We start from the raw sequence: 20462 nt of genomic DNA, 5'->3' as shown, positions 1-20462 counted from the left end.
TCGGTGTGATCAACCCCGGGGCGGTGTCGTCGTCGGTGTCAGGCGCAGCCCAGCTCGCCCAGCATGCCCTCGCGCAGCCGGGCGATGATCCGCTTGATCAGCCGGGACACGTGCATCTGCGAGCAGCCGAGCTGTTCGCCGATCTCCGCCTGGGTGGCCTCCTCCACGAAACGCATGTGGATGATCTGCCGGTCGCGCTCGCTGAGCTCGGCCATCAGCGGGGCGAGGGAGTGGAAGTCCTCGACGAGGCGCAGCCCGTCCTCCTCCACACCGATGAAGTCGGCCAGCACCGACTCGCCGCCCTCGGGGCCGTCCCCGGTCAGCGCGGCGTCCAGCGACGAGGAGTTGTAGCCGTTGGACGCGATCTGCCCCTCGACCACCTCCCGCTCGCTGATGTTCATCAGCGTGGCGAGCTCGGCGACGGTGGGCTCGCGGTCCAGCCGGCTCGACAGCTCCTCACGGGCCTTGGCCAGCTCCACGCGCAGCTCCTGCAGCCGCCGCGGCACGTGCACCGCCCAGGTGGTGTCGCGGAAGAAGCGCTTGATCTCGCCGACGATGTACGGCAGCGCGAAGGAGGTGAACTCGACCTCGCGCGACAGCTCGAACCGGTCGATGGCCTTGATCAGGCCGATCATGCCGGTCTGGACGATGTCCTCCATGTCGTCGCCACGGCCGCGGAACCGGCCGGCGGCGAACCGCACGAGCGACATGTTCATCTCGATGAGCGTGTTGCGCGCGTACTGGTACTCGTGCGTGCCCTCTTCTAGCTCCGTCAGGCGCTGGAAGAACTGCCGGGACAGCTGCCGTGCGTCACGCGGGGCCACGGCGCGCGGGTCCACGACACCCGGCAGTGACCCGTCGTCCGTCCCGCTCTCGGTGGTCTTCCCGACGACCTGCGCTTCCGGCCGGATCACGGCGGTCTCCATTACCTCTCCCACGAAAGTCACGGTCTGGGCGTCTCCCCAGGGGCTCACCGTTGGCGGGTACCCGGGTCACGCGCGTACATGCCACCCGATTTCACGGGTGGCGCGAATGCGGTGACCGCGGCGTCCTCGCGGGGTGGTGTCTCCGCCCCCAGACTATGCCGGTGAACGGCGGGCGGCATCCGGGCGTGCCCCGGGCGGCGGACCGTCCCTGCGGCGGATTCCCCTGTGGGCGCAATGCCGCCCCCTTCCCTCCGGCCACCGGACTCCTAGGCTGTAGCCGTGACCAGCCACGTGCCGAACGAAGCCCGCGTCATTCCCCTGCGCCCGCCGGCCGCGCGCCCGCAGGACCGTCCCGCCGTCAGAGAGCCCCTGTGGCGCGATCTGGTCGGCGACGTCCTGCGGCGTGAGCGCCTGGCCCAGGAACGCACCCTGAAGGACGTCGCGGAGGCCGCGCGTATCTCGATGCCGTACTTGTCGGAGGTGGAACGCGGCCGGAAGGAGGCCTCGTCGGAGGTCCTCGCCGCCGCCGCGGGCGCCCTCGGGATGGGCCTGGGCGACCTGCTGGCGCGGGCCCAGGGCGAGCTGGTCCGCGTCACCGCGCGGCACACCGGCGGCAGCCGCGGCCGCGGTGCCTCCGGCGCCCGGTACGACGGGATGTGCCTGGCCGCCTGACGGGGCGTCCACGCCGTCCGGCCCGGCGTCCCGGGACGGCCGTCACGGTCGTCCAGGGACACCGGGCCGGCGTCTCGCACCCCCGGCGCTCACACCCTCGCCAGGCGCCGGCCGAGCACCTCGTCGGCCAGCCCGTAGGCCACGGCCTCCTGGGCCGTGAACACCTTGTCGCGGTCCATGTCCGCGCGCAGCGTCGCCGGGTCGTGCCGCGTGTGCCGGGCCAGGACCTCCTCGACCTGGGAGCGGATCCGCACCATCTCCTTGGCCTGCAGGGCCAGATCGGAGACCGTGCCCTGTCGTCCGCCGCTGGCCGGCTGCCCGAGCAGCACCCGCGAGTGCTCCAGCACGAACCGGCGCCCGTCGTCCCCGCCGGCCAGCAGCACGGCCGCCGTGGAGGCCGCCTGCCCGACGCAGAACGTCGAGATCGGCGCCTGGACGAACGTCATCGTGTCGTAGATCGCCATCAGCGACGTGAACGAGCCGCCGGGGGAGTTGATGTAGATCGCGATCTCGCTCTCCGGGGCCGACGACTCCAGATGGAGCAGCTGCGCGATGACGACGTTGGCGACGCCGTCGTCGATCTCGGTGCCCAGGAAGATGATCCGCTCCGACAGCAGCCGGCTGAACACGTCGTAGGAACGCTCGCCCTGCGGGGTGCGCTCGACGACGCTGGGAATCGTGTAGCTGCCCATCACTGCAACCCCATCCTGCGTCGCGAAGCGGCCGGGCGGACGTCCGCGAGGGACTCCACGACCCGGTCGACCATGCCGTACTCCCTGGCCTCCTCGGCCGTGAACCAGCGGTCGCGGTCGCCGTCCCGGGAGATCGTCTCCGGGCTCTGGCCGGTGTGCTCGGCGGTGATCCGCTCGATGGTCCGCTTGGTGAACTCCAGGTTGTCCGCCTGGATCTCGATGTCGGCCGTGGTGCCGCCGATGCCCGCCGACGGCTGGTGCATCATGACCCGCGCGTTCGGCAGGGCGTAGCGCTTGCCCGCCGTGCCGACGCTGAGCAGGAACTGACCCATGCTGGCGGCGAACCCCATGGCGAGCGTCGAGACGTCGTTGGGGATCAGACGCATCGTGTCGTAGATGGCGAGCCCCGCGTGCACGGAGCCGCCGGGGCTGTTGATGTACAGGCTGATGTCGGTGCGCGGGTCCTCCGCCGAGAGGATCAGCAGCTGGGCGCAGACCCGGTTGGCGGAGACCTCGTCGACCTGCGTGCCCAGCAGCACGATGCGCTGCGCGAGCAGTTGCGCGGCCAGGTGGTCGTCGAACCGGGTGGGAGGGGTGTCGCCCTCCTCCGCGCGGGGCGGCACGGCCGGCGCCGGACCGGTGGTGAGTGGGGACATCGGCACTCCTTGTCGATGTGTCGAACGGTCGAGTCGTCGAGTCGTCGAGCGGTCGGATCGTCGAGCGGTCGAGCGGTCGAGCGGTCGAGCGGTCGAGTCGTCGGGGAAGTCGGCAGCGGCCGGTGGGCCGCGGTCCCTCCACTCTCGGCCGGGGGCCCGTCCCCGCGGGGATTTCTCTGCCCGCGGCAGATTCGCCGTGAGCAGAGCGCTCACGCGGCCGGCGCGGGGCGGCCGCGGAAACGTCCCGCGCGGACACCGATGAGTTCCCGGCCCCGCGCCGGTCGACAGTGGTGACCGCGTTCGACGCACGCACCCGGGAGGTATGCATGACCACCGACGGATTCACCACGTGTCTCTGGTTCGACGGCAAGGCGCAGGAGGCCGCCGAGTTCTACGTCTCGGTCTTCAAGAACTCGGCCGTCGGCGCCGTCACCCACTATCCCGAGGGCGCGCCCGGCGCCGCCGGCACCGTCCTGACCGTCGACTTCACGGCCAACGGCCAAAGGTTCGTCGCCCTGAACGGCGGCCCCCAGTTCACCTTCAACGAGGCCGTCTCCTTCCAGGTCATGTGCGAGAGCCAGGAGGAGGTCGACCACTACTGGGCGAAGCTCGTCGAGGGCGGCGGCGAGCACGGGCCGTGCGGCTGGCTCAAGGACCGGTTCGGAGTGTCGTGGCAGGTCGTGCCCGTCCGGCTCGAGGAGATGTTCCGCGACGAGGACCCGGCCAGGGCCACGCGCGCCTTCAAGGCGATGATGTCGATGGGCAAGCTCGACATCGCCGAGCTGGAGAAGGCGTACGCGGGACAGTGAGACCGCGCCGCCGCGCCGGGCGCGGCGGCCCCCATCCGGCCCGTCCAGGACCGCGGCGCTCGGCGCGCGCGTCCGGGCCGCGATGACTAGCGTGAGGAAACGGACCTTTCGTACCGTCCTCATCACCACCATCCGGCACATTCACCATGCGGAGGCGGCAGTCATGGCCGTGCAACCCGAGGGAGCCCCCTGTTGGGCCGACGCGATGTTCAGTGACGTCGAGGGGGCCAAGAGCTTCTACGGCGACGTCCTCGGCTGGACCTTCGGCGAGTCGTCGTCGGAGTACGGCAACTACACCCAGTGCTACGCGGACGGCAAGGCGGTCGCCGCGGTGGTTCCGCCACCGCCCGGCCAGGACGACCGGTCCCAGTGGTGCCTCTACTTCGCCTCCCCGGACGCCGCCGCGACCGCCGGCCGGATCCGCGAGGCCGGCGGCGAGCTCCTGATGGAGCCGATGCAGGTCGGCGACTTCGGCACCATGTGCCTGGCCCGGGACCCGAGCGGCGTCGTGTTCGGCGTCTGGCAGGGCGGCAGGCACGAGGGGTTCGAAGCGATGGCCGAACCCGGCGCGTACTGCTGGGCCGAGGTCTTCACCCGTGAACCCGGCGCGTCGGACGCGTTCTTCCCCGCCGTCTTCTCCTACAAGGCGAAGCAGATGGAGGACGAGCACGTGGACTTCCGCCTGTTCGAGCTGGGCGACCGCCCCGTCCTGGGCCGGATGCGGATGACGGAGGACTTCCCGCCCGAGGTGACGCCCTACATCAACGTCTACTTCACCGTCACCGACTGCGACGACGCCGTGGCCCGTGCCACCAAGCTCGGCGGGGTCCTGCGCTTCGGCCCCATGGACACCCCGTTCGGCCGCTTCGCGGCGCTCAGCGACCCGCAGGGCGCGAGCTTCTCCGTGATCGACATCACGAGGACCGAGGGAGAGATGCCGAACCTCACGCCCGTCTCCTGAGGGCCGTCGGGGCACCCGGCCGGACCATGGCATGATCGGGGCCATGCGTGAACGTGTGGTGGCCGCGTGCGACGGGGCTTCGAAGGGGAACCCGGGCCCGGCAGGCTGGGCCTGGGTGGTGGCCGACGCGTCGGAGGTGCCGGCCCGCTGGGAGGCGGGGCCGCTCGGCCGGGCCACCAACAACGTCGCCGAACTGACGGCGCTGGAACGCCTGCTGGCGTCGACCGACCCGGACGTGCCGCTGGAGGTCCGCATGGACTCCCAGTACGCCATGAAGGCCGTCACCACCTGGCTGCCCGGCTGGAAGCGCAACGGCTGGAAGACCGCCGCCGGCAAGCCGGTCGCCAACCAGGAACTGGTCGTGCGGATCGACGAGCTGCTCGACGGCCGCTCGGTCGAGTTCCGCTACGTGCCCGCCCACCAGGTCGACGGCGACAGGCTCAACGACTTCGCCGACCGCGCCGCCAGCCAGGCGGCCACCGTCCAGGAGCCCGCGGGCAGCGGCCTCGGTTCACCCGAGCCGCCGCCCGCGCCGGACGTCCCGGCGGCGAGGAAGGCACCGCGCCGCGCACCGGGCACGGCCCGCAAGAGCGGTGCCGCCTCCGCGCGCACCATCAAGGCGAAGTTCCCCGGGCGCTGCGTGTGCGGCCGTTCGTACGCCGCCGGGGAACCGATCGCCAAGAACGACCAGGGCTGGGGTCACCCGGAGTGCCGCACGGCGGCGGCCGGGTAGCCCTCGCCCGACGCGGTCACTCGACGGTGCCGCGCCAGCCGCCGGTCTCCCGGCCGCGGTTCTCGATGAACCGCTTGAACCGCTCCAGGTCGCCCTTGGTCTGCCGCTGCACGACCCCGAGCTTGTCACCGACCTTCTCGATGACGCCTTCCGGCTGGAACTCCATCCGGAGCATCACCTTGGTGCGGTCGTCGTCCAGGCGGTGGAAGGTGACCGCACCGGCCTGCCGGGCCTCGCCGGACACCGTGGTCCACGCGACCCGCTCGTCCGGGACCTGCTCGGTGATCTCCGCGTCGAACTCGCGGTGGACGCCGTCCACGCTCGTCACCCAGTGCGTGAGGGTGTCACCGCGCTGTTCGATGCGCTCCACCCCGTTCATGAACTCGGGGAACGACTCGAACTGGGTCCACTGGTTGTAGGCGGTACGGACCGGGACGCCGACCTCGATGGACTCCTCGACCTGCGACACGCTGTCTCTCCTCCTTCGGTTCGTCGGACGGAGCCGCGCGGGTACCCGACGGCCGTCCGGCGAATCACCCCTGTCGCGGGACCTGCCGGGCCGGCGCGGCCGAGGGGCGGGGGATGACAGACTGGCGGCATGGACGAGCGCACTTTCGACAGGTCGGACCAGCACGCGTCGGTGATCGGCCTCGGCACCTGGCAACTGGGTGCCGACTGGGGAGACGTCGACGACAAGGAGGCCCTCGCGGTACTGGAGGCGGCGGCCGAATCGGGCGTGACCTTCTTCGACACCGCCGACGTCTACGGCGACGGCCGCAGCGAGGAGACCATCGCGACCTTCCTGCGCGGCAGGCCGGACCTGCACGTGCTGGTCGCCACGAAGATGGGCCGGCGCGTCGAGCAGATCCCGCAGAACTACGTCCTCGGCAACTTCCGGGAGTGGAACGACCGTTCCCGGCGCAACCTGGGCGTCGACATCCTCGACCTGGTGCAGCTGCACTGCCCGCCGACCGCGGTGTACTCCTCCGACGAGGTGTTCGACGCCCTGGACACCCTCGTCGAGGAGGAGCGCGTCAAGGCGTACGGCGTCAGCGTGGAGACCTGCGAGGAGGCGCTGACCGCCATCGCCCGGCCGAACGTGGCGAGCGTGCAGATCATCCTCAACCCGTTCCGGATGAAGCCCCTGCGCGAGGTCCTGCCGGCCGCCCGGGAGGCCGGTGTCGGCATCATCGCCCGGGTGCCGCTGGCCTCCGGCCTGCTCTCCGGCAAGTACACCAAGGACACGGTCTTCGCCGCGAACGACCACCGCAGCTTCAACCGGCACGGAGAGGCGTTCGACCAGGGCGAGACCTTCTCCGGCGTCGACTTCGCCACCGGTGTGGAGGCCGCCGCCGAGTTCGCCGCCCTCGCGCCCGAGGGGTACACCCCGGCCCAGCTGGCGCTGCGCTGGATCGTCCAGCAGCCCGGCGTGACCACCGTCATCCCCGGTGCCCGCTCGCCCGAACAGGCCCGCGCCAACACGGACGCCGCCCGGCTGCCCGAGCTGACCGAGGGGACGCTCTCGGCGGTCCGCGACCTCTACGACCGCCGCATCAAGGAGCAGGTCGAGGGCCGCTGGTAGTCCGCGCCTGCCGCCTCGCGGCAGCACGCGCGGCACAGTTCACGGCACGTCTCACGGCTCCAGGAGCAGCTGGCGTTCCCGCTCCTGGTCGCCGGAGGCGGCACCCTCGTCCCGCGTCGAGAAGGCCCCGCTCAGCGTCCTGCTCGCCGCCTCGACGGCCTGCGGGGTGCCCTGCACGGTGACCGTCACCGGCGCCGACAGGCCGGCACCCGCCCGCGGTGGTGCCGCGTCCGCCTCCGGGGAGGGCGGGGAGCTGAAGGTGGCCGTGCGGATCGTCGCCCGCTCGTCGGCGGGCAGGTCGTCGGGCGCGCCGAAGGCACCCTCCAGGGCGCGCACGACCGCCCGCGCGTCGTCGATGCCGCCACCGCTGAGTGTCACGGTGAGCTGAGTGTCGGACATGCTTCGTCATCCTCCTGTGCCTCGGTGCGGGTCCCGCTCGTGTAACCGCGCCCCGAACGCCCAAACCGGACGCGTCGTCGGCACCGCGTCTGACCGCGGGGAACAAGGGAAGAGGGAAGAGGGCCAGGAGCGACGCAACGGGAGGAACAGTGGCGGACAGGGATGCGGACACCACGGGGCACCCGGGCCGGCGCCGCGGACGCGACGAGACCGAGGAAGAGCGCGCGGACCGGATGTGGACGGACCTGATCCAGGAGGTCCGCGTCGCGCAGATGGGCGTGCAGATCCTCTTCGGCTTCCTTCTCACCGTCGTGTTCACCCCGAAGTACGACGGCCTGTCGGACGCGAACCGGACGATCTACCTGGTGACGGTCGTTCTCGGGGCCGTGACGACCGGCGCCCTGATCGGACCGGTGTCCCTGCACCGTCTCGTCTCCGGACGGCGTGTGAAACCGGAGGCGGTGCGGTGGGCCTCCCGGCTGACGCTGCTCGGCCTGGTGCTGCTGCTCGCCACCACGACCGCGTCGCTCCTGCTCATCCTGCGCGTCGCGACCCACGACGGCTTCGTGCCCTACCTGGTCACCGGCGTGGTGTTCTGGTACCTGCTGTGCTGGTTCGGCATACCCCTGTGGACCCGGCACCGTCACACGTCGCGCTGACGGCGCGGCCCCTCCCGGAGGGCCGCGCCGCCGGTCCGTTCAGCCGTCGGCCATGAGCTCCGCCAGGAAGTCGTCGACGTGCACCTCTTCCGCGCCCGGACGGACCACTGCGTGGGTCTCGCGCAGGAACGCGGCCACCGCCGCCGCCCACACGAAGACCACCGCGCGGTGACGTTCTCCGTCGGGCCGGTAGTCGCCGAGGAACTCCATGCGCAGTTCCTCCCACATGCCCCGCGACTCGGGGCGCAGCCGCACGTCGCCCACGCCGACCGGACGGGCCAGCCCGTCGCCCACCATCTCCCGGTCCAGCGTCCAGCGGGCCAGCACACGGCCGTCGTGGCTGAACAGCACGGTGAGCGCGAACGGGTCGGCCGGGTCGTAGCTCAGATGGGCGAGCACCGGGAAACGGTCGGCGTCGCCCGTCTGGAGCTGCACGACCAGGGTCTTGTGCACGAGGGATGTCACGGCAGGGGCCTCCGGGAGAACAGACGTAGGGCCCTCTAGTACCCCGATCCCGAGCAAGATGCTCCGGCAACCGGGTGATTGCCTCCCGGATCCCCCCGGCGTCAGGATCCCAGGGCGTCGCGCAGGGCCGGCAGCAGGGTCTTCTCCGACCAGTCCAGGAAGGCCGGCTGGGACTCGCCGCCGATCTGCACCAGGGCGATCTCGGTGAAACCGGCGTCCGCGTACGGGCGCACCGCCTCGACGAAGGCGTCGGGGTCGTCACCGCAGGGGATCGACTCCGCGACGTCCTCCGGTGTGACGAACTGGGTCGCCGCGTCGAACGAATCCGGGTGCGGCAGCTCGGAGTTGACCTTCCAGCCGCTGCCGAACCAGCGGAACTGGGAGTGGGCGCGCTCGATCGCCGCGTCGCGGTCCGGGTCGTAGCAGACCGGCAGCTGGCCGACGCGCGGCTTGCCCCGGCCGCCGTGCCGGTCGAACGCCTCCACCAGGTCCGCCTTGGGTTCGGTGGCGATCACCAGGTCGGCGAGCTCGCCCGCCAGCTTGCAGGAGCGCTCCCCGGAGACGGCGATGCCGATGGGCGGCGGGCTGTCCGGCAGGTCCCACAGCCGGGCCGACTCGACGTCGAAGTGCGTGCCGCGGTGGTTGACGTGACCGCCCTCGAACAGCGCCTTGATGATCTCCACGGCCTCCTGGAACATCTCGTGGCGCACGTCGACGGACGGCCAGCCGCCGCCCACCACGTGCTCGTTGAGGTTCTCGCCCGAGCCGAGCCCCAGCCGGAACCGGCCCTCCGACAGCAGCGCGAGCGTCGCCGCCTTCTGCGCCACGACCGCCGGATGGTAGCGGAACGTCGGACATGTCACGTACGTCATCAACGGGATGCGGGACGTCGCCTGGGCCGCTGCGCCCAGCACGCTCCAGGCGTAGGGCGCGTGGCCCTGCGAGCGCAGCCACGGGAAGTAGTGGTCCGAGGTCACCGAGAAGTCGAAGCCCACCTGCTCGGCCCGCACCACGTGGTCCACGAGGTCACGGGGGCCGGCCTGCTCGGTCATCATCGTGTATCCGATTTGCACCATGGGGGACGAGTCCCCGTCCGTGCGGAGCGAAAACGGACGCGCGCCGGGTCCGGGTGCCCCTGGTCAGCCGGTTCCCTCCCGGAACGTCGCGAGGAAGGCGGCGAGCGCCCGGTCGTTCGCGGCGTCGTCCCACTCCGCGGCCGGGGTCGTCCAGCGCAGCGAGAAGCTGCGCCCGCCGCCCAGCAGGAAACCGCGCCCGAACGTGCGCACCCGGACGCCGTCGTCCCGGGCGAGCCACTCCATGTCGGCCGCCTCACGGCCCCGGTACGTCGTCGCGCGGATCCCTCCGACCCTGCGGTACCCGCCCGCCCGTTCGAGGCCGGGTTCGACGTCGTCGCGCCAGACCGCGACGGGGTCCGCTCCCGCCCGCTCGCTGTGCGTGACCGCGAGGGTCCGCGGGTCGCCGGGAGCCCCGAAGACGACCCGGTAGGCCCCGCCCGGCGCGCGCGAGGTGTCCAACCGGGCCCAGTTCTCGGGGAGGGCCACGGAGAAGCCCTCCGGTGCCTCGTAGCGGCGGAACCCCGCGGGGACGGCGGCGCCGGGCTCCGAGGGGGACGGTGTCGCGCTCGGCCGGGGAGCGGGGGAGGAGGGCGCGGTGCCGCCGGTGGGCGGTGCGACGGGGGACGACGGGCGCTGCCGTGCGCCGGTGCCGGTGTCGCCGCCCGTTCCGGGCAGCGCGTGGGTGGCGGCGAGGACGGCGGCCGTGACGGTCACCCCGGCCAGCGCGGTCCCGGCAAGCGCCCGACGGCTCCACCGGCGCCCGGTACGGCGGACGCCGGCGCGCGCGCCGTCCGGCCGGGGAACCGGGGGCGCCGCCGCCTCCGGGCCCTCGGACAGCACCCGGAGGAGGGCCTCGCGGACCGCCGGGCGGCTCAGCCGCTCCCGGGAGTTCCCGCGCAGCAGCCCCTGCACCACCTCGGTGAGCGGCCCGGCCCGCAACGGGGTGCGCAACGGCAGCCGGTCCACGCCCTTCAGGGTGGCCTCGGGCCGGCCCCGGTCACGGAACGCCGGACGGCCCTCGACCATCGCGTAGAGGATCGCGCCCAGCGTCCACAGGTCCGCCGCCGGCCCGATCCGCTCGTCACGAGCCTGCTCGGGGGCGGCGTACGAGGGCGCGGTGAGCCGCGGGGCGAGGGTGGCGCCGGCCAGTCCGAAGCCGGTGACGACGACGGCGCCCTCCTCCCGCACGAACACCTGCCCCGGGCTGAGCTCGCCGTGCGTGATGCCCCGCTCGTGCGCCGCCTCCAGCACGTCCAGCAGTTCCAGCCCCACGCGTGCCGCCCGCGCGTGGTCGAACGCGCCCTGTTCGGCGAGGAGTTCACCGAGCGGCGTACCGCCGGCCCACTCGGTGACCGTCCACAGGGCGCCGTGCTCCACGACCGCGTCGACCACCGCGGCCACCCGGTCCGGGCAGAGCGTGCGCATGGTCTCGCCGGCCCGCACGACCCGGCCGGTCACCCGGCGGGTGCCCTCGTCCGCGGCGTCCCGCGGGAGGCCGACCTGTGCGACCAGGCACGGGCGGCCCGTCCCGGCGTCCTCCCCGGACCAGCAGACGCGGTTCGTCTCCCGGTGGACGACCTCGAACAGGCGGTACCGCCCGGCGACCAGGTCGTGCCCGGAGACATGCGCCCTGCCCATGGCCATCCCCTCGCTCGCACCGCCGGCGGTCCGTTCGCCCAGGGATACGGTGAGCGGGCCCGGGTGCGTTCAACGCGGGCGCGACGTACCCCACGGACTTCCGGGCGCGTCTCGCGGGGAACGCCCGTGTCAGCGCAGCCCGAAGCGGTCCGCCCAGGCCGTCATGTCGCCGACCGTGGCGTTGCCCCCGCAGACCACCAGCCCGATCCGGGCACCGCCGCCCACCCGCTCGACCACCCGCCGGGCCGCGGGCAGCAGACAGCCGGCGGCCGGCTCGGTCCACACCTTCGCGTGCTCGGCGAGTTCCAGCGACCCCTGGACGGTCTCCCGGTCGGACACCACGAGCACGTCGGTGACCAGCGCGGACACATGGTCGTACGTCAACTGCGAGACGGACGGGGCGCTGAGCGTGGTGACGACCGAGGACAGCGGGACCGGCAGCGGGCCGCCCGCCGCCCGCGCCCGGGACATGGCCTCGGCGCCCTCCGTCTCCACGCCCCAGATCCGCACGTCCGGACGGCGGGCCCGCAACGCCGCCGCCACGCCCGCGATCAGCCCGCCGCCACCGATGCTCACGACCACGTCGGTGAGCTCCCCGGCGTCCTGCGCGAACTCCAGCCCCACGGTGCCCTGACCCGCGATCACCACGGGGTCGTCGAACGGGTGGACGAGCGTCAGCCCCTCCTCCCGCAACCGCGTCACGAGCGCGAAGGCACTGTCCATGCCGTCGGTGAGCCGCACCAGCGCCCCCGCCTCCTCGGCGGTCTCCACCGAACGCGCGGGCGCCGTGCGCGGCATCACCACCGTGGCCTTCACGTCGAGTGCGGCGGCCATGACCGCCACGGCGATGCCGTGATTGCCGCCGCTGACCGCCACGACCCCCGCGGCCCGCTCGGCCTCGGTCAGCGACAGCAGCTTCGCGGTCGCTCCGCGCGCCTTGAACGACCCGGTGCGCTGCAACAGCTCCAGCTTGGCGGTGACCGGGGCCCCCAGCAGCGCGGTCAGTCCCGGGCTCGGCACCGTGGGGGTGCGTACGACATGGCCGGCGATCCGTTCGGCCGCGGCTTCGATCTCCGTGATCCCGATCAAGGCAGTCATCCTTCCGGCGCGGGTGGTGATCCACACCGTCCCGCAGCCTTTCGCGCGACGTGCCCGAGGTCAACAGGGTTGCCTGGCGGGGCCGGGGTCGTGCGGCGACGTCGCGGGGCAGCGGGTGGGCGTCCGTGTCCGCACGGGTGAGGGCCGGTCAGCCGCCGAAGAGCTGGGTCCAGTACATGCCCGCCCGGCCACCGCCGGCCAGGCCGACCCCGATGTGGGTGAAGCCGGCGCCGAGGATGTTGGCGCGGTGACCGGGGCTGTTCATCCAGCCCTCCACCACCTCGGCGGCGGAGCGCTGGCCGCAGGCTATGTTCTCGCCGACCGTGCGCCGCGTGGCGCCCGCCGCGGCGGCCCGGTCCCAGGGCCTGCCGCCGTCGGGGTCGGTGTGCGAGTAGAAGTCCCGGGCCACCATGTCCGCGCTGTGCGCCTGCGCGGCCGTGGCGAGCCGGGGGTCGGGGGCCAGCTCGGGCAGACCGGCCCGGGCCCGCTCCCCGTTGGTCAGGCGGACGACCTCGCCCGTCGCCCGGTCGAGGCCGGCCGGTGTCAGCGGCACCGCCCACAGGGCCGTCCAGTACGTGTCGCCCGAGGGCCCGCCGACGGCACGGCCCCAGCCGGCGTGCGTGAAGGCGGCCTCGTGCAGGGTGCGCCGCGACCTCTCGGTGCGCAGGCAGTGGTCGACGAACTCCTCGGGCGTGCGCGGACCCGAGACCAGGTGCTCCCCGACGGTGACGTACGCGAATCCGGCCAGCACGACGCGCTGGTGGACCGAGACGCCGTCGCGGGTCTCCACGCTCAGCGCGCCCCCCGCCGCCATGGCACCGGCGTGCGCGCGGGCCGCGGAGATCAGGCGCGGGTCGGCCGAGACGGGCCGGCGACCGGCCGTCGCCCGGGAGGAGTTGACCAGAGCGAGGAAGGCGTCCGAGGCGGCGGGCGGCGGCGCGGCGGCGTCCGGCTCCTGGTCGTCGTCCACGACCTCCACCCCGAAGTCCCGGGCGAGACCGGCCAGTCCGTCCGCGTACCCCTGGCCGAGGGCGCGGAGCTTCCAGCCGTCACCGCGCCGGTACAGCTCCGCGAGCAGCAGCACGGTCTCCCGGCGTGGGCGCGGCGGGGAGAACCGGGCGAGCGTCCGCCCGGCGGCGTCGGCCACCTCCAGGGTGGGCGAGGGCGAGTCGCTCAGGAGCGCGCCGGGCGCGGCGGGACTGACGGCCACCGTCACCCGGGTGGCGCCGGCGCGCAGCCGCCGCGGATCGACGGTGAGCGTGTCGCCCTGCAGCCGGGCCCCGGGGGCCACGGGCTGGTTGTAGAAGACGAAGTCCTCGTCACCGCCCACCCTGCCGCCGTCGTCCGTGATGAGGGCCGACACGTCGAAACCGCCCGGCACCCGCACGCTCACGGGGCCGCCCGGCAGGGGAATGTTGCCACCGGGGACCAACTCGCTCATCCTGTGCCGCCCTGTGTCGTGGTCCGCCATGGGGATCGGGGGTGCCCGGACAACGTCCCCCGGTCGGCCGGGGTTCCCGGCGCGCCCGGCCGGGAGGTCAGCCCGGCGCGCTCGGCTCCGCCGCGACCAGCCCCTGCCGGTAGGCGACCGCGACCGCCTCCGTACGGCTCGACGCGCCCAGCTTGGCGAGGATGTTGGACACGTGGACGCTCGCCGTCTTGGCGCTGATGAACAGTTCCTCGCCGATCTGCCGGTTGCTGTGCCCGCGGGCGAGGAGGCGCAGCACGTCCTGCTCGCGGGGCGTCAGCGCCGCGGCACCCGCTGCGGCGGACGGCGCCGCGTCCGTGAGGCGGCCGCGGCGGGCCAGGTCGTCGAGCCGCTCGCGCAGCAGCGTGGCACCGAGCCGGTCGGCCTCCCGGCGTACGGCGTCGGCCTCGGCGGCCGCCTCCTCGCGCCGGTCGGACGCCAGCAGGGCCTCGGCCAGCCGCAGCCTGCACCTCGCGCGTTCGTAGGGGTCGCCGTGCACGAAGGCGGCCACCGTCCGCTCCCAGGGCGCCGGGTCGGGCGCGGCGGCGGTGATCCGGGACCACTCGGCCTCCGCCCGCGCCAGCCAAGCCTGCCCCTCCGGGCCCTGGGGGAGGGCGTCGAAGCCGTGCTCGGCGGACCAGCGGGCATCGGCGAGCAGTTCGGCCGCGGTGTCCGTCCAGCGGGCCACCCCCGTCCCGTCCCCGGTCCGGCGCAGCTCGGCCACGCGGTCGGCGACCGCGGACAGCGCGAGGGCCGCGAGCCGGACGGTCACGGCGGGCCGGGTGCCCGCCTCGGTGAGCGCCTCGACGGTGGACCGCATCCACCGCACGGCCTCCTCCGCGTCCCCGCGCAGCGCCGCCGCGTCGGTCAGCACGAGCCCGCCGACCATCCGCGTCATCCAGTCGAACGGCCCCTCCATCAGGGCCCGGGCCCGCTCGGCGGCCCCGAAGTCGCCCCGCGCCAGCGCCACGTACAGTGCGGGACCGAGGGTGTGACCGCCCACGGCCGGCCGCACCCGGGCCTGCTCGTCGGACTCGCGCAGCACCTCGTCCCAGTGGCCCAGCGTGTACCGCACGAGCAGCCGCAGATACCGCATCTCCCGCGGGTACGGCGAGGACAGCAGCCCGGAACGGCGGGCCCGGTCGAGCCCCTCCGTCGCCCAGTGCAGGCACGCCTCCAGGTCGCCTTCTTCGAAGCCGCCGATGGCGAGATTGAACAGCGCGCGCAGCTCCACGGGCGCGTTGCCCGCCCGCCGCGCCAGCTCGCGGGCCGCCAGCAGCCGCTCCCGGCCCGCCGGGGTGGCCCGGTTGCCGCCCTCCAGACCCGTCAGCGAGATCAGCAGGTCGGCGCGGGCGTCGGCGACCCCCAGGTCCTCCGCGACCCGCAGGGCCCGGTGGGCGACCCGCAGCGCGGTCTCGTTCTCCCCGACCTGGCGGGCCGCCGTCACATGCGTGGCCGCGGCCCACACCCACGTCGGCGACGGGGGCTCGGCGGGGATCAGCTCCAGCGCCTCGCTGCTGTGCGCGTACGCGGCGGACAGGTTGTCGACGCTCAGCAGGTTCCCGGCGAGGGTGTAGCGGACCCGGGCGGCCAGCTCCAGGTCCGTGTCCTGGCCGAGGCCCGCGAGCGCGGACCGGGTCAGGGAGACCGCGCGATGCAGCTCACCGGCGTGCGCGGCGGCGGCGGAGGCGCGCAGTGTCAGCGTCACCGCATCGGGGCCGGCGGGGCGTGCGGCGGCGTCGACCGCCGACCACAGGTCCAGGACCGCCTCGAGGTGCCGCAGCTCCTCGGCCGGCGCGCCGACGCGCTGGGCGTGGTCGGCGGCCTCCAGTGAGGCGGCCAGGGCCTCGGGCAGGTCGTGGCTCTCGCGGTAGTGATGAGCGCGCTCGGCGGCGCTGCCGGACCGGCGGCCCGGCACGGCGAGCAGCCGGGCGAACGCGCCGTGCAGCCGGGCCCGTTCGCCCGAGAGCAGATCGGCGTAGACGGCCTCCCGCGCCAGCGCGTGCCGGAAGGAGTACGTGTTCCCGTCCCCGGAGACGAGCAACTGCCGCTCCACGGCCTCGCGCAGGGCCGACTCCAGCTCCTCCTCGGGCAGCTCCACGGCGTCCCGCAGCAGGTCGTGCCCCACGCGGCGCCCGGCCACGGCGGCGGTGCGCAGTACCTGCTGGGCGGTCTCGGACAGCTGCTCGAAACGGATGAGCAGGACGTCGGCCAGGCCGCTGGGCACGCCCCCGGCCGGGGTGTCCGTGGCCGCGACCAGTTCCTCGGCGTAGAAGGCGTTCCCCTCGGCGCGTTCGACGATCCGGTCCACGGTGGTGTCCGGCAGCGGCCGGTCGCGCAGCGCGCGTACCAGCCGGGCCACGTCGGAGTCCGGCAGGGGCCGCAGCTCCAGCCGCTCCACGGCGGGCAGCCGCACCAGCTCGGCGAGGAGCGGGCGCAGCGGGTGGCGGCGGTGCAGGTCGTCCGCCCGGTAGGAGGCGAACACCGAGATCCGGTGGTGCTGCAGCACCCCGCGGCCGAGCAGGAACCTCAACAGGTCGCGGGAGGACTGGTCGGCCCAGTGCAGGTCCTCGAGGACCAGCAGCAGCGGGGCGATGTCCGCCACGTCGGTCAGCACGGCGGCCACGTCCTCGAGGAGCAGCAGCCGCGAACGCGGGGCTCCGGCGTCGTCCTCGGGGCCGCCGCCGAGCAGCCGCTCGGCCACCGGGTGCGCGGCCGGCACGGCGGCGAACCGCTCGTCGGCGGCCAGCGCTCCGAGGATCTCGGTGAACGGCAGATACGGCAGACCGACGTCCCCCAGGTCGACGCAGTGCCCGGTGAGCACGGTCGTCCCGGCCGCGGCGGCCCGCGCGGCGACCTCGTTCAGCACCCGGGTCTTGCCGACGCCGGCGTCCCCGGCGAGGAGCACCGCACGGGCCTCACCGGCACGGGCGCGTTCCAGCGCGCCGGTGAGACGCGCGAGTTCGTCCTCGCGACCGACGAGTGGGCTGGTGAATGAGGTCCGCGACACGCCGCCCATCCTGACACGCGCCCGCGGCGACGGACGTGGCCCCGCACGCACGGGCCGCGGGCCCGCGCGCGGTCAGCGACGCAGCGTGGCGGCCCAGTCCGCCGGTACCCGCCCCTCCGGTCCCGGTGAGGGCTGGTCCCCGGGGTGACTGGCCGGCGGGGCGAGGTCCGGTCCGGAGGCCCGGACCTCTTCCGTCGCGTAGTCCCAGAACCAGTCCTCGCCGGGCTCGAAGCTCTGCACCACCGGATGCCCGGTGTCCCGGTAGTGACCGGTCGCGTGCTGCCCCGGCGAGCTGTCGCAGCAGCCGACGTGGCCGCAGGCCGCGCAGCGCCGCAGGTGGAACCACCAGCCGCCCGCCGCGTCGCACTCGACGCAGCCGGCGCCGCTCGGCGGGACGGCGGGGTCGATTCCGGTGTCACTGGTCATGCCGGCTCCTCGGTCGGTTCGGACGCGGCCGCGGTGAGCGGAAGGAGGACCTGGAAACGGGTGTCTCCCGGCACGGAATCGACCCGGAGGGTGCCGTGGTGCTTGTTGACCACGATCCGCCAGGAGATGTCCAGGCCGAGCCCGGTGCCCTCGCCCACCGGCTTGGTGGTGAAGAACGGGTCGAAGATGCGCTCCCGGATCTCCGGGTCGATCCCGGTGCCGGTGTCGCGGAACTCCACCAGCAGCCGGTCGTGGTGGAGCGCGGTCCGCACGGTCAGCATGCCCTCCCCGCCCGCGGCGTTCACGGCGGAGACCGCGTTGTCGATCAGGTTGGTCCACACCTGGTTCAGCTCCGCGGGATAGGCCGGGACGGCCGGCACCGTGCGGTCGTACTCCTTGACGACCTCGATCCGGGAGCCGATCTTGCCCGACAGCATCAGCAGCGTGCTGTCGAGGAGTTCATGGACGTCGACGGTCCGGTAGGGCGCCCGGTCCAGCTGGGCGTACTGCTTGGCCGCGTCGACGAGATGCGAGATGCGGGCGGTGGAGTCCGCGATCTCGTTCATCAGCAGCTCGGTCTCGACGGTGTAGTTGAGCCAGCCGACCGCTCCCGGCAGGATCTCCGCGTCCACCGCCGCCGCGACCTGGTCCAGCCACTCGGTGTCCAGTCCTGCCTGCACGAAGGTCGGCGCGAGCTGCCAGCCCTGCTCGATGCCGTGGTCCTCCAGCCAGTCGGTGAGGGTGTCCTCCCGGTCGGCCGCCTCCAGCGGGCTCAGCGACGGCGCCTTCGCGACCCGCTCGGCCGTGCGCTCCTGGATCTCGATGAGACCGGCCAGGGCGTCCCGGGAGAACGGCCCCTCGGCGATGACGGCGAGCTTGTGCCGCATCTTCGCCACCCGCTCCCGCAGCGTCGAGGTGGCGCGTACGGCCGCCGCCGCCGGGTTGTTGAGCTCGTGCGTGAGACCGGCGGACAGCGAACCGAGCGCCAGCAGCCGCTCCCGCTGCCCGATGGCCCGCTGGGTGGACTTCGAACCGAAGAACAGCCCCTCCAGCAGGTGCACCGCCATGGGGAACCACTCCCGCATGACCGCGGCGAACGTGTCCGCCGGCAGCACGAAGAACCGCGTCGGTTCGGTGACCCGCATGGAGTTGTTGTAGACCTGCGGCACCCGGTCGCCGACGTACGCCTGCATCGCGCCCGCGTACACCCCGCGCTGCGAGGTGCGGTTGGTCTCCACGTCGTCCCCGGCGACCCGGCGGGAGAGCACGACCGTACCGTCGAGCATCACGTAGAAGCAGGTCGCCGGCTCGCCCTCGGTGTACACCGGGCCCGGTTCGAACAGCTCCACCCGGCCCTCGGCGCACAGCCGGCCGAGCTGTTCGGGAGACAGCTTCTCGAAGAGGAACAGCGCACCGATCTCGCCGGGGCTGCACGGCATCGGCCGCCCGCTCACGACTGCTCCAGGTAACGGTGGACGAGCATCACGGCCATGGCTCCCTCTCCGACGGCGGACGCGACCCGCTTCGCCGACTCCGCGCGGGCGTCACCCGCCACGAACACGCCCGGGACGCTGGTCTCCAGGTGGTACGGCGGCCGGTCCAGCTCCCAGTCCGCCGGCGGCCGTCCGTCGGGGGTCAGGTCGGGCCCGGCCAGGATGAACCCGCGCTCGTCCCGCAGCACGGTGCCGTCCAGCCAGTCGGTGAGCGGGGCCGCGCCGATGAACACGAACAGCCACTGGGCGTCGACGAGTTCGGTGCTCCCGCTCTCCGTGTCGCGCAGCGTCAGCCGCTCCAGGTGCCCGTCGCCGTGCGCGCTCTCGACGACCGTGCCGCAACGCACGTGGATGGTGGGAGTCTCCTCGATCTGCTGGATCAGGTAGTGCGACATCGACGCGGCCAGGGAGCCGCCGCGCACCAGCAGCGTCACCGACTTGGCGCCCCGGGCCAGGTACATCGCCGCCTGCCCGGCCGAGTTCGCCCCGCCCACGATGTACACGTCGTGGTCCTGGCAGGAGGCGGCCTCGGTCAGCGCCGAGCCGTAGAACACCCCGCAGCCGGTCAGCTCGTCCGTGCCCGGCGCGGGCAGCTGCCGGTAGGAGACGCCGGTCGCGAGGATCACGCTGTGCGCGGCGACCGCCGAGCCGTCCGAGAAGCGGACGACCCGCGCAGCCCCGTTGGCCTCGAGTCCCGTCACCTCCCGCGCGGTGAGGATCTCCGCGCCGAACTTCGCCGCCTGCCGCCGGGCCCGCTCGGTGAGCTGGCCGCCGGACACGCCGTCGGGGAAGCCGAGGTAGTTCTCGATCCGGGAGCTCTGCCCGGCCTGCCCGCCGGTCGCCGACCGCTCCACCAGCACCGTCCGCAGCCCCTCCGAGGCCCCGTAGACGGCCGCCCCGAGCCCGGCCGGACCGCCGCCGACGACCACCAGGTCGTAGAACTCGGCCGCCGGCGTCGTCGCCAGCCCCACCCGGGCGGCGAGGTCCGGCGCCTCCGGCTCCACCAGTGGCGTCCCGTCCGGTGTGATCACCACCGGCAGCCGCTGTCCGTCCTGCCCGGCCGCCGACAGCAGCCGCCGTCCCTCCGGTTCGTCGGAGGAGTACCAGCGGTAGGGGACCTGGTTGCGGGCCAGGAACTCCCGGACCTCCGAGGAGCGCGCCGACCAGCGGTGCCCGACGACCTTGGTGCTGGGCACCGGGCGGTGGTCGCCGGTGCGCCACGCCTGCAGCAGGTCGTCCAGCACCGGGTAGAGCTTCTCCTCCGGCGGGTCCCACGGCTTGAGCAGGTAGTGGTCCAGGTCGACGACGTTGATCGCGTCGATGGCCGCGTTGGTGTCGGCGTACGCGGTCAGCAGCACCCGGCGGGCCCCCGGGTAGACGTCGAGGGCCTGCTCGAGGAACTCGATGCCGTTCATCTGCGGCATCCGGTAGTCGGCGAGGATCACGGCCACCAGGTCCCCGCGCAGCTTCAGTTCGCGCAGTGCCTCCAGCGCCGACTCGCCGGACTCCGCCCGCACGATCCGGTACGAGGCGCCGTAGCGCCGCCGCAGGTCACGGGCGACGGCGCGGGAGACCCCCGGATCGTCGTCCACGGTCATGATGACGGTCCGCGTCGCCCCGTCCGCCTGTGCCATACGTCCCCCACGTCAACGGCCGGATTCACGGCACGGCGTCCCCGTCACCGCACCGGCCTGCGACC

Annotated in this window: 20 protein-coding genes; 6 read left to right on the top strand and 14 right to left on the bottom strand. The window is 73.6% G+C overall.

Going from position 1 to position 20462, the window contains the following annotated elements:
• Nucleotides 1-38: 38 nt before the first annotated feature.
• Nucleotides 39-926, bottom strand: coding sequence for an RNA polymerase sigma factor SigF (locus ACGF3H_RS31485; RefSeq protein ID WP_362491786.1), 888 nt, complete (start codon nucleotides 924-926; stop codon nucleotides 39-41).
• Between the two features lie 279 nt (nucleotides 927-1205).
• Between ACGF3H_RS31485 and ACGF3H_RS31480 the strand changes: the two genes are divergently transcribed.
• A complete protein-coding gene (locus tag ACGF3H_RS31480) occupies nucleotides 1206-1598 on the top strand; it encodes a helix-turn-helix transcriptional regulator (protein WP_362491692.1) in 393 nt (130 codons plus the stop codon).
• A gap of 89 nt (nucleotides 1599-1687) precedes the next feature.
• On the opposite strand, the gene ACGF3H_RS31475 is transcribed toward ACGF3H_RS31480, so the two are convergent.
• Nucleotides 1688-2290 (bottom strand): ATP-dependent Clp protease proteolytic subunit, encoded by a 603-nt coding sequence (locus ACGF3H_RS31475; protein ID WP_362491694.1) that lies wholly within the window; start codon nucleotides 2288-2290, stop codon nucleotides 1688-1690.
• Nucleotides 2290-2946 carry an ATP-dependent Clp protease proteolytic subunit gene (locus tag ACGF3H_RS31470; RefSeq protein WP_362491697.1) on the bottom strand — a complete coding sequence of 219 codons (657 nt, stop codon included), beginning with the start codon at nucleotides 2944-2946 and terminating at the stop codon, nucleotides 2290-2292. Before ACGF3H_RS31470 ends, ACGF3H_RS31475 begins: the two co-directional genes overlap by 1 nt.
• Nucleotides 2947-3272: 326 nt before the next feature.
• On the opposite strand from ACGF3H_RS31470, the gene ACGF3H_RS31465 reads away from it, so the two are divergent.
• The 3 genes from ACGF3H_RS31465 to ACGF3H_RS31455 all read left to right on the top strand — a co-directional run bounded on the left by ACGF3H_RS31465 (nucleotide 3273) and on the right by ACGF3H_RS31455 (nucleotide 5449).
• On the top strand, nucleotides 3273-3755 hold the full coding sequence (locus ACGF3H_RS31465) for a VOC family protein (RefSeq protein WP_362491699.1): 483 nt from the start codon (nucleotides 3273-3275) through the stop codon (nucleotides 3753-3755).
• A 163-nt stretch (nucleotides 3756-3918) separates the two neighbouring features.
• The gene (locus ACGF3H_RS31460; RefSeq protein ID WP_362491701.1) at nucleotides 3919-4716 is read left to right on the top strand and encodes a VOC family protein; all 798 of its coding nucleotides are present in this window, start codon (nucleotides 3919-3921) and stop codon (nucleotides 4714-4716) included.
• A gap of 31 nt (nucleotides 4717-4747) precedes the next feature.
• On the top strand, nucleotides 4748-5449 hold the full coding sequence (locus ACGF3H_RS31455; RefSeq protein WP_362491704.1) for a ribonuclease H: 702 nt from the start codon (nucleotides 4748-4750) through the stop codon (nucleotides 5447-5449).
• Between the two features lie 16 nt (nucleotides 5450-5465).
• Here the strand turns inward: ACGF3H_RS31455 and ACGF3H_RS31450 are convergent, their stop codons facing one another.
• Nucleotides 5466-5918, bottom strand: a complete 453-nt coding sequence (locus ACGF3H_RS31450) for an SRPBCC family protein (protein WP_362491707.1) — start codon at nucleotides 5916-5918, stop codon at nucleotides 5466-5468.
• Between the two features lie 129 nt (nucleotides 5919-6047).
• Between ACGF3H_RS31450 and ACGF3H_RS31445 the strand changes: the two genes are divergently transcribed.
• Complete coding sequence (locus ACGF3H_RS31445; RefSeq protein ID WP_362491709.1) at nucleotides 6048-7031, top strand: aldo/keto reductase; 984 nt, start codon at nucleotides 6048-6050, stop codon at nucleotides 7029-7031.
• 51 nt (nucleotides 7032-7082) lie between these two features.
• Here ACGF3H_RS31445 and ACGF3H_RS31440 read toward each other — a convergent pair whose 3' ends face one another.
• Nucleotides 7083-7430 (bottom strand): hypothetical protein, encoded by a 348-nt coding sequence (locus tag ACGF3H_RS31440; RefSeq protein ID WP_362491712.1) that lies wholly within the window; start codon nucleotides 7428-7430, stop codon nucleotides 7083-7085.
• A 233-nt stretch (nucleotides 7431-7663) separates the two neighbouring features.
• Between ACGF3H_RS31440 and ACGF3H_RS31435 the strand changes: the two genes are divergently transcribed.
• Nucleotides 7664-8089 (top strand): DUF6328 family protein, encoded by a 426-nt coding sequence (locus tag ACGF3H_RS31435; protein ID WP_362491788.1) that lies wholly within the window; start codon nucleotides 7664-7666, stop codon nucleotides 8087-8089.
• Nucleotides 8090-8128: 39 nt separating this feature from the next.
• On the opposite strand, the gene ACGF3H_RS31430 is transcribed toward ACGF3H_RS31435, so the two are convergent.
• The 9 genes from ACGF3H_RS31430 to ACGF3H_RS31390 all read right to left on the bottom strand — a co-directional run bounded on the left by ACGF3H_RS31430 (nucleotide 8129) and on the right by ACGF3H_RS31390 (nucleotide 20397).
• Nucleotides 8129-8554: an SsgA family sporulation/cell division regulator gene (locus tag ACGF3H_RS31430; protein ID WP_362491715.1), complete on the bottom strand. Its 426-nt coding sequence runs from the start codon at nucleotides 8552-8554 to the stop codon at nucleotides 8129-8131.
• 101 nt (nucleotides 8555-8655) lie between these two features.
• Nucleotides 8656-9630, bottom strand: a complete 975-nt coding sequence (locus tag ACGF3H_RS31425; protein ID WP_362491717.1) for an LLM class F420-dependent oxidoreductase — start codon at nucleotides 9628-9630, stop codon at nucleotides 8656-8658.
• A gap of 63 nt (nucleotides 9631-9693) precedes the next feature.
• The gene (locus ACGF3H_RS31420) at nucleotides 9694-11274 is read right to left on the bottom strand and encodes a protein kinase (protein WP_362491719.1); all 1581 of its coding nucleotides are present in this window, start codon (nucleotides 11272-11274) and stop codon (nucleotides 9694-9696) included.
• 123 nt (nucleotides 11275-11397) lie between these two features.
• Nucleotides 11398-12357, bottom strand: a complete 960-nt coding sequence (locus tag ACGF3H_RS31415) for a threonine/serine dehydratase (RefSeq protein WP_362491721.1) — start codon at nucleotides 12355-12357, stop codon at nucleotides 11398-11400.
• A gap of 157 nt (nucleotides 12358-12514) precedes the next feature.
• A complete protein-coding gene (locus ACGF3H_RS31410) occupies nucleotides 12515-13807 on the bottom strand; it encodes a CAP domain-containing protein (RefSeq protein ID WP_362491724.1) in 1293 nt (430 codons plus the stop codon).
• A gap of 97 nt (nucleotides 13808-13904) precedes the next feature.
• Nucleotides 13905-16853 (bottom strand): AAA family ATPase, encoded by a 2949-nt coding sequence (locus ACGF3H_RS31405; RefSeq protein WP_362491727.1) that lies wholly within the window; start codon nucleotides 16851-16853, stop codon nucleotides 13905-13907.
• 63 nt (nucleotides 16854-16916) lie between these two features.
• Nucleotides 16917-17270 (bottom strand): UBP-type zinc finger domain-containing protein, encoded by a 354-nt coding sequence (locus tag ACGF3H_RS31400; protein ID WP_362491730.1) that lies wholly within the window; start codon nucleotides 17268-17270, stop codon nucleotides 16917-16919.
• The gene (locus ACGF3H_RS31395; protein WP_362491732.1) at nucleotides 17267-18724 is read right to left on the bottom strand and encodes an ATP-binding protein; all 1458 of its coding nucleotides are present in this window, start codon (nucleotides 18722-18724) and stop codon (nucleotides 17267-17269) included. The genes ACGF3H_RS31400 and ACGF3H_RS31395 overlap by 4 nt, the downstream gene beginning before the upstream one ends.
• Nucleotides 18721-20397 (bottom strand): FAD-dependent oxidoreductase, encoded by a 1677-nt coding sequence (locus ACGF3H_RS31390; protein ID WP_393588255.1) that lies wholly within the window; start codon nucleotides 20395-20397, stop codon nucleotides 18721-18723. Before ACGF3H_RS31390 ends, ACGF3H_RS31395 begins: the two co-directional genes overlap by 4 nt.
• Nucleotides 20398-20462: the final 65 nt, after the last annotated feature.

It is taken from the genome of Streptomyces sp. NPDC048185 (assembly GCF_043202495.1).
Classification (GTDB): domain Bacteria; phylum Actinomycetota; class Actinomycetes; order Streptomycetales; family Streptomycetaceae; genus Streptomyces.
This window is presented reverse-complemented; position numbering and strand designations above follow the sequence as displayed.

Coding starts and splice junctions, on each gene's coding strand:
- ACGF3H_RS31390 (WP_393588255.1), bottom strand. CDS start 20,397: ATGGCACAGGCGGACGGGGCGACGCGGACCGTCATCATGACCGTGGAC.
- ACGF3H_RS31435 (WP_362491788.1), top strand. CDS start 7,664: ATGTGGACGGACCTGATCCAGGAGGTCCGCGTCGCGCAGATGGGCGTG.
- ACGF3H_RS31400 (WP_362491730.1), bottom strand. CDS start 17,270: ATGACCAGTGACACCGGAATCGACCCCGCCGTCCCGCCGAGCGGCGCC.
- ACGF3H_RS31410 (WP_362491724.1), bottom strand. CDS start 13,807: ATGAGCGAGTTGGTCCCCGGTGGCAACATTCCCCTGCCGGGCGGCCCC.
- ACGF3H_RS31475 (WP_362491694.1), bottom strand. CDS start 2,290: ATGGGCAGCTACACGATTCCCAGCGTCGTCGAGCGCACCCCGCAGGGC.
- ACGF3H_RS31405 (WP_362491727.1), bottom strand. CDS start 16,853: ATGGGCGGCGTGTCGCGGACCTCATTCACCAGCCCACTCGTCGGTCGC.
- ACGF3H_RS31420 (WP_362491719.1), bottom strand. CDS start 11,274: ATGGCCATGGGCAGGGCGCATGTCTCCGGGCACGACCTGGTCGCCGGG.
- ACGF3H_RS31460 (WP_362491701.1), top strand. CDS start 3,919: ATGGCCGTGCAACCCGAGGGAGCCCCCTGTTGGGCCGACGCGATGTTC.
- ACGF3H_RS31440 (WP_362491712.1), bottom strand. CDS start 7,430: ATGTCCGACACTCAGCTCACCGTGACACTCAGCGGTGGCGGCATCGAC.
- ACGF3H_RS31485 (WP_362491786.1), bottom strand. CDS start 926: ATGGAGACCGCCGTGATCCGGCCGGAAGCGCAGGTCGTCGGGAAGACC.
- ACGF3H_RS31470 (WP_362491697.1), bottom strand. CDS start 2,946: ATGTCCCCACTCACCACCGGTCCGGCGCCGGCCGTGCCGCCCCGCGCG.
- ACGF3H_RS31455 (WP_362491704.1), top strand. CDS start 4,748: ATGATCGGGGCCATGCGTGAACGTGTGGTGGCCGCGTGCGACGGGGCT.
- ACGF3H_RS31465 (WP_362491699.1), top strand. CDS start 3,273: ATGACCACCGACGGATTCACCACGTGTCTCTGGTTCGACGGCAAGGCG.
- ACGF3H_RS31445 (WP_362491709.1), top strand. CDS start 6,048: ATGGACGAGCGCACTTTCGACAGGTCGGACCAGCACGCGTCGGTGATC.
- ACGF3H_RS31425 (WP_362491717.1), bottom strand. CDS start 9,630: ATGGTGCAAATCGGATACACGATGATGACCGAGCAGGCCGGCCCCCGT.